This is a genomic window from Streptomyces zinciresistens K42, from assembly GCF_000225525.1.
Classification (GTDB): domain Bacteria; phylum Actinomycetota; class Actinomycetes; order Streptomycetales; family Streptomycetaceae; genus Streptomyces; species Streptomyces zinciresistens.
The window spans coordinates 1-7,874 of record NZ_AGBF01000255.1 but is presented as its reverse complement, the minus strand read 5'-3'; the positions used below and the strand labels follow the sequence as shown (position 1 = coordinate 7,874).

The window sequence follows — 7,874 nt, the reverse complement described above, 5'->3', positions numbered from 1 at the left end:
CGCGCGGCGGCCACCGTGGCGAGCGCCCCCAGCGAGGCCACGACGCCGGAGAACTGGTGGACGAGCAGGATCACCGCCCAGAGCACGCCGAGCGCCGTCCACACCGGCCATCCGGCCGGCCGCGCGAGGGCGCCCGTCAGCGAGGCCCACAGGTGGAAGGCGAGCCCGAGCGCGAGGACGCTCGGGTAGGACGCGGTGAGCGCCAGGGAGTTCAGCCCGAGGAACCCGCTCCAGGTGAACACCGAGGTCCCCCACAGCAGCAGCAGGCACAGCAGGGCGAGCGCGGGCGCCGCCCGGTGCGCGCTCAGCGTCCGCACGTACCGCCGTACGCCCGTGACCAGCACCGCCAGCGCGACCAGCGCGCCGATCCTCAGCACCACGAAGACCGAGAGGCCGCCGACGCGTGCGAGGGAGCCGAGGAGCAGCGTCCACGGCGAGTAGTACGGGCTCGGGGTGTCCGCGTCGACCAGCGGGTTGCCGGGGTCGAGGAGGCTGTGGCGCAGCCGTTCCACGGTCGCGGCGTGCATACCGAGGTCACCGGCCCAGGGGAGCCGGGCGACCACCAGGGCGAGGAGGACGAGCAGGGCCGCGGCGGCGGCCTGCGGGATCAGCGTGGTCCTGCGCAGCGCGGTCCGCATCGTGCTCACGCCTGCACTGTAATTCCCGTTCTGTCCGGAATGCGGGAGCGCCCCGGGCGGTCGGCCCGGGGCGCTCGGTGCGGGTGTGCCTCACCCGGTCCTGCGGCTCAGGCGTGCGACCGCAGCAGGGTGCGCATGGTCCGCATGGCCACCGACAGGTTGGCCAGGTCGAAGGAGTCCGACGAGCGGATCTCCTCCAGCGTGGTGCGGGCTCGGGCGAGGATCGCGCCGTTCTTCTCCTCCCACAGGCCGAAGCGCTGCTCGGGTGTCGCGGTGCCGTTGCCGGCGGCCAGGACGTCCGAGGTCAGCGCCGCGTGGGCGGCGTAGAGGTCCTCGCGGATGGAGGCGCGGGCCATGGACTGCCAGCGGTCGACGCGCGGCAGCTCGCTGATGCGGTCCATGAGCTGGGTGATGTGCAGCCGGTCGGCGAGGTCGTAGTACACCTCGGCGACGTCCATCGGGTCCTTGCCCGTGCGGTCGGCCACCGAGACGATGTCGAGCGTCGGGAACGCCGAGGAGAACCCGGCGACCTGGGTGGCGATCTCCGCGGTGACCCCGGCGCCGGTCAGCTCGTCGTGGATCTGCTGGTACCAGTCGAGGTCCGCGCCGCGCAGCAGCTTGGGCAGCTCCGACCACACCTGCTCGACCCGGTCGGCGAAGAAGTCGGCGGTCTCGGCGAGCTGGAGCGGCTGCTGGCGGTTGTTCAGCAGCCAGCGCGTGCCGCGCTCGACGAGGCGGCGCGAGTGCAGCCGGATCCGGGTCTGGACCTCGGCCTCCACCCTGTTGTCGAGGCTCTCGACCGCGTCCCACACCTCCGCCGAGCGGAAGATCGCGCGGGCCACGGTCTGCGCCCGGACGATCTCCTCCAGCGAGGCGCCGGTCTCCTCGCGCAGCCGGTGCAGATAGGTCGTACCGCCCGTGTTGACCGTGTCGTTGACCAGCACGGTCGTGGTGATCTCACGCCGCAGCGGATGGCTGACCAGGTACTCGGGGAACTGCTCGCGCAGCTCGGTGGGGAAGTACGCGTGCAGCAGGGTGCTCAGGTACGGGTCGTCCGGCAGCGAGGTGTGCAGCAGCTCCTCGGCGACGGTGATCTTCGTGTACGCCAGCAGGACGGCCGTCTCCGGGCCGGTCAGGCCGTCGCCGGAGCCGACCCGTTCGCGGATCTGCCGGTCGGTGGGCAGGAACTCCAGGGCCCGGTCCAGGTGCCCCTCCCTGACCAGGTGCTTCATGAAGCGCTGCTGGGCGTGGAGCATGTCCTTGGACTGGGCGAGCGCGTTGGCGATCGCCGTGTTCTGCGCGTAGTTGTTGCGCAGCACGAGCCGGCCGACCTCGTCGGTCATCTCGGCGAGCAGCTTGTTGCGCTGCTTGACGGTCATGTCGCCCTCGGCGACCAGGCCGTTCAGCAGGATCTTGATGTTCACCTCGTGGTCGGAGGTGTCCACCCCGGCGCTGTTGTCGATGGCGTCGGTGTTGATCTTGCCGCCGTGCCGGGCGAACTCGATCCGGCCGAGCTGGGTCAGGCCCAGGTTGCCGCCCTCGCCGACGACCCTGACCCGCAGGTCGGCGCCGTCGACGCGGATGACGTCGTTGGCCTTGTCGCCGACGTCGGCGTTCGACTCCGTGCTGGCCTTGACGTACGTGCCGATGCCGCCGTTCCACAGCAGGTCCACCGGCGCCTGGAGGATGGCCTTCATCAGGTCGGCCGGGGTCATCTTGGAGACCTTGCCCTCGATGCCGAGGGCCTCGCGGATGTGCGCGTTGACCGTGACGGCCTTGGCGCTGCGCGGGAAGATCCCGCCGCCGGCGGACAGCAGAGCGGTGTCGTACTCCTCCCAGCTGGAGCGCGGCAGTTCGAACAGACGGCGGCGCTCGGCGTAGGAGGCGGCCGCGTCGGGGTTCGGGTCGATGAAGATGTGCCGGTGGTCGAAGGCGGCGACCAGGCGGATGTGCTCGGACAGCAGCATGCCGTTGCCGAACACGTCACCGGACATGTCGCCGATGCCGACGACCGTGAAGTCCTCGCTCTGCGTGTCGACGCCCAGCTCCCGGAAGTGCCGCTTGACGGACTCCCAGGCACCGCGGGCGGTGATGCCCATGCCCTTGTGGTCGTAGCCGGCCGAGCCGCCGGAGGCGAAGGCGTCCCCGAGCCAGAAGTTGTAGTGCTCGGCGACCCCGTTGGCGATGTCGGAGAAGGTCGCGGTGCCCTTGTCGGCGGCGACGACGAGATAGGTGTCGTCCTCGTCGTGGCGGACGACGTCGGCGGGCGGGACGACCTCGCCGGCCACCATGTTGTCGGTGATGTCGAGCAGCGCCGAGATGAACGTCTTGTAGGAGGCGACGCCCTCGGCCAGCCAGGCGTCACGGTCCGCGGACGGGTCCGGGAGCTGCTTGGCGACGAAGCCGCCCTTGGCGCCGACCGGCACGATGACGGTGTTCTTCACCATCTGCGCCTTGACCAGCCCGAGGATCTCGGTGCGGAAGTCCTCACGCCGGTCGGACCAGCGCAGACCGCCGCGCGCGACCTTGCCGAAGCGCAGGTGGACGCCCTCGACGCGGGGCGAGTAGACCCAGATCTCGAACGCCGGGCGCGGGGCGGGCAGGTCGGGGATGGCCCGCGGGTCGAACTTCATGGAGACGTAGTCGTGCGGGTGCCCGCCCGCGGCCTCCTGGAAGAAGTTGGTGCGCAGCGTCGCCGTGATGACGGTCAGGAAGGACCGCAGGATGCGGTCCTCGTCCAGGCTCGCGACCTGGTCGAGGGCCGCGTCGACCTCTTCGAGCAGCGCGTCCACGATCTCGCGGCCCGCGCTCTGGCGGTCCGGCGACATCCGCGCCTCGAACAGGGAGACCAGCAGCCGGGTGGTGTGGACATTGTTGCGGAGGGTGTCCTCCATGTAGTCCTGGCTGAAGGTGGAGCCGGCCTGGCGCAGGTACTTCGCGTACGCCCGCAGCACCATCGCCTGGCGCCAGGTGAGCCCGGCGCTCAGCACGAGGGCGTTGAAGCCGTCGTTCTCGGCCTTGCCGGTCCAGGTGGCGGCGAACGCCTCCGAGAAGCGCTCGCGGGCGTCGTCGCCGAAGTGGTCGCCGGCCGCGGAGCGCGGCATGCGCAGTCCGAAGTCGTAGATCCAGGCGACGCTGCGGTCGGAGCAGCGCAGTTCGTAGGGCCGCTCGTCGACGACCTCGACGCCGAGCCGGCTGAGGACCGGCAGGACGGCGGACAGGGAGACGGCCGCGCCCGTGCGGTAGATCTTGAAGCGGCGCTCCTCGGGAGCGGCACCGACCGGCTCGTAGAGGCTGAGCGAGAAGTTGTCGTTCTCGTCGAGCTGCTCCAGGTGGACGAGGTCGGAGACCGCCGCGCGCGGGGAGTGGTCGGCCTTGTAGCCCTCGGGGAAGGCGTTGGCGTAGCGGCGCAGCAGTTCGGCGGCGCGCTCCTCGCCCAGCTCGGCGTTCATCGCGTCGGCGAAGCCGTCGGCCCAGGACCGGGCGGCCTCCACCAGGCGGGCCTCGATGTGCTCCTTGTCGCTGTCGGACAGCTGCGGCAGCTCGGTGCCCGGCGGGACCCGGACGACGAAGTGCAGCCGGGAGAGGATCGACTCGGTGTTCCAGGCCGTGAAGTCGACGCTGACGCCCTGGAGTTCCTCCTTGAGGATGTCGACGATCCGCAGCCGCACGCCGGTGGTGTAGCGGTCGCGCGGGAGGTAGACGAGAGCGGAGTAGTAGCGGCCGTACTCGTCCTGCCGCAGGTACAGCCGCAGCCGGCGGCGCTCCTGGAGGTAGAGCACGGAGGTGGCGATCTGCCGCAGCTCGTCGACGGGGGTCTGGAAGAGCTCGTCGCGCGGGTAGGTCTCCAGGATCTGGAGCAGGTCGCGTCCGTCGTGGCTGTGGGGCGAGAAGCCCGCGCCGCGCAGCACCTGGTCGACCTTGCGCCGGATCACGGGGACGCGGCGCACGGACTCGGTGTAGGCGGCGGAGGAGAACAGTCCGAGGAAGCGCCGCTCGCCGACGACCTCGCCGTTCGCGTCGAACTTCTTCACCCCGACGTAGTCGAGGTACGACGGCCGGTGCACGGTCGAGCGGCTGTTGGCCTTGGTGAGGATGAGCAGCTTGTGCTCGCGCGCCTTGGCGCGGGCGTCGGCGGGCAGCCGCTCGAAGGACGGGCTGACCGGGTGGCTGTCGCCCTCGGAGTGGTGCGGGTCGGAGCGCAGGATGCCGAGGCCGGTGCCGGGCACGGGCGCCAGCGAGTCGTCCTCGCGCAGGTCGTACTCGCGGTAGCCGAGGAAGGTGAAGTGGTCGTCGGCGAGCCAGCGCAGCAGCTCGCGGGCTTCCTCGACATCGTGCTCGCCGAGGTCGGAGCGGGGCTCGCCGGGCAGTTCGTCGGCCATGCGCAGGGCCGCGTCCCGCATCTTGCCCCAGTCCTCGACGGCCTCGCGGGCGTCGGACAGGACGCGCAGCAGATCGGCGGTGATCTGCTTGAGGTCGGCCCGGTCGGTCTCGCGGTCGATCTCGACGTGGATCCAGGACTCGGTGTGGGTGTCGTGCGGCGGATCGCCCGCGGGCGGCGCCGCGAGGACCTCGATGAGCTTGCCCGCCACGTCGCGGCGGACGAAGACCTGGGGGTGGATCACCACGTGGATGCCCCGCCCCTGGCGCGTCAGCTCGTTGGTGACGGAGTCGACGAGGAAGGGCATGTCGTCGGTGACGACCTCGACCACGGAGTGGCTGCAGGTCCAGCCGTTCTCCTCCACGGTGGGGGTGTGGACCCGCACGTTGGCCGTGCCCTGGGGGCGGTTCTCGGCCAGGCGGTAGTGCGAAAGGGCGGCTCCGAAGACGTCGACCGGGTCGCGGTCGGTCAGGTCCTCCGGGGCGGTGTGCAGGTAGTAGCGCTGGAGGAACGAGAGCACGGTGTCGTGGTCCGGGATGCCGGAACCGCCCTCGCCCTTGGTCCCGGTCGGTAGGTGCCCCCCGACCGGACTGTTCTCAGCTACCCGGGCGGCCCGTTCGAGCAGCTCGGCCTTGGCTTCGTCCAGCTTGGTCTGCATTGTCCTCTGGCTCCTGTCGCGCGCCGTTGCGTGACGTTGAAGGAAGTTCGGTCTCTTCCCCTCCCGGGAAACGCCACGACGCGGGGTGTCCGGTCTGCTTCGACGCTATGCCGCGAGGTGAGACGAGCGGGGTCATATGAGCCATTCTTGAGCTGCCCCGGGGGTGTGACGCTGCTCTCTGCGACGTCAGGGCCCGGGGTTCGAATGGCGTCCGGGGGGCGTTTTCGCCCCTGTCCCGCCCGCGAAGACCGGCGACCGCCACCCGGGCACGGATGTCGTCCGTGGCCTCCGGGCGCAGGGCAGGGGCAACGGTGCCCCCGCGAGCTATCGCGCTGATCACGCCACTAAGGCTATCGCTCCTTACAGGGGGGCCGTCATGAGCCGTATGTGTACAAAACACGGGAGGGAACTTTGACGTTCTGCACAGGGGCAAAGCGGGCGGCGAGGGCGTAACTGGCGGGGTCGGGCGGGCCGGGGGAGGGTGGTGGTGAGGGCTGCGGCGACACCCGCGCCGGGGCGCCGCGTCCAGGACCGGCCATCGCACGGTGCTCCGTGTCCGAAAACAGCGCTCGCCGCTCCGGAACCGGACCCTCCCGCCCCGGCGGCCGGGCCCGGGGCGCGCGGCCCCTCGGCAAGCCCGCCGGCCCGCGGCACGTTGCCCGTACGGCCTGCCCGACGCAGCCGTCCGCCCCGGCCAGCAGAGGAGCGCACCCGACATGACAGCGAAGATCCTCGTCGTCACCGGCGACGCCGCCGAGTCCCTGGAGGTCCTCTACCCCTACCAGCGCCTGCGCGAGGAGGGCTACGAGGTCCACATCGCCGCCCCCGAGCGCAAGAGGCTGCGGTTCGTCGTCCACGACTTCGAGCCCGGCTTCGACACCTACACCGAGAAGCCCGGCTACACCTGGCCCGCCGACCTCGCCTTCTCCGAGGTCGACCCCGGCGACTACGCGGCCGTCGTCGTCCCGGGCGGCCGGGCCCCCGAGTACCTGCGCAACGACCCGGAGCTGCGCAAGATCCTGAAGTCCTTCTTCGACGCCGACAAGCCGGTCGCCCAGATCTGCCACGGTCCGCTGCTCACCGCGGCCGTCGACAGCCTGCGCGGGCGGCGCGTCACCGCCTACCCGGCGCTGGAACTGGACATGCAGGCCGCGGGCGCCACCTTCCAGGACTCCGAGGCGGTGGTCGACGGCACGCTGGTCTCGGCCCGCGCCTGGCCGGACCACTCGGCCTGGATGCGGGAGTTCCTGACGGTGCTGCGGGCCAAGGCACCGGTGACGTGACGGGTGCCGCGGCTGCGGCTGCGGCATCGGTGAGCTGACGGGGCGGGGACCCCGGGGCCGGGAGGCCGCCGGATTTCCGGGGGCGGGGAGGCCGCTTCTCCCGGCCCGTGAGGGGGCTTCTCCCGGCCACGGGGCCGGGGTCGCCGCCGTACGGGCCGCGGGCGGGCTCACGCGGCCAGCCGCTCCGCCTCCTCGACGGCTTCCGCGAGGGTGTCCACGACCGGCGCCCCGGTCTCCTCCAGGCTGGCCCGGCCGTGCGAACCGCCGGTGTAGAGCACGGCCCGCGCCCCCACGTGCAGTGCCGCCACCGCGTCGTCGGCGGCGTCCCCGATCACCACCGTGCGCGCGGGGTCCACCCCCGTCAGTGCCCGGAGGTGGCGGACCATGTGCTCGGCCTTGCTGCCCCCGGACGGCCCCCTACGCCCGTCGACGCGCAGGAAGTGCCCCTCGATCCCGAACTCCCGCACCAGCGGGACGAGTTCGTCATGGACGTACATGCTCAGGATCGACTGGCTGCGCCCCGCCGAGCCCCACCCGGTCAGCAGCTCGGTCACGCCGTCGGTCAGCCGGCACGCCGTCCGGTGCCGGGTGTAATAGCGGTGGAAGGTGCCGTCCATGACGTCCCACTCGGCGGCCGTGGGCAGCCGCCCGAGCAGCCGCTCGTAGAACCTCGGCACCGGTACGCAGTACAGCGCGCGGTACTGCTCCATCGTGATCGGGTTCAGTCCCAGCTCGCCGAAGGCGGCGTTCGTCGCCCCGATGATCGCGTCGTTGTCGTGGAACAGCGTGCCGTTCCAGTCCCAGACGATGTGCGCTCCTGCCTGCTTCCCCATGCCCGAAACCGTACCCGCCGCCACTGACAACCAGGAGAGGGCCAGGTCGGGGGCACTGGGGCGGGACGGGGGCACGGGGCA

At 71.5% G+C, this 7,874-nt stretch carries 3 protein-coding genes and 1 pseudogene; 1 reads left to right on the top strand and 3 read right to left on the bottom strand.

Annotation, left to right across the window (positions count from 1 at the left end; translation table 11 throughout):
- Window positions 1–638 (bottom strand): annotated as a pseudogene (locus SZN_RS33540) (hypothetical protein); the annotation flags it as partial.
- A 107-nt stretch (window positions 639–745) separates the two neighbouring features.
- A complete protein-coding gene (locus SZN_RS33535; protein WP_007503926.1) occupies window positions 746–5,677 on the bottom strand; it encodes an NAD-glutamate dehydrogenase in 4,932 nt (1,643 codons plus the stop codon).
- Between the two features lie 716 nt (window positions 5,678–6,393).
- On the opposite strand from SZN_RS33535, the gene SZN_RS33530 reads away from it, so the two are divergent.
- The gene (locus SZN_RS33530) at window positions 6,394–6,960 is read left to right on the top strand and encodes a DJ-1/PfpI family protein (protein ID WP_007503924.1); all 567 of its coding nucleotides are present in this window, start codon (window positions 6,394–6,396) and stop codon (window positions 6,958–6,960) included.
- 167 nt (window positions 6,961–7,127) lie between these two features.
- On the opposite strand, the gene SZN_RS33525 is transcribed toward SZN_RS33530, so the two are convergent.
- Window positions 7,128–7,793 carry an HAD family hydrolase gene (locus SZN_RS33525; protein ID WP_007503922.1) on the bottom strand — a complete coding sequence of 222 codons (666 nt, stop codon included), beginning with the start codon at window positions 7,791–7,793 and terminating at the stop codon, window positions 7,128–7,130.
- Window positions 7,794–7,874: the final 81 nt, after the last annotated feature.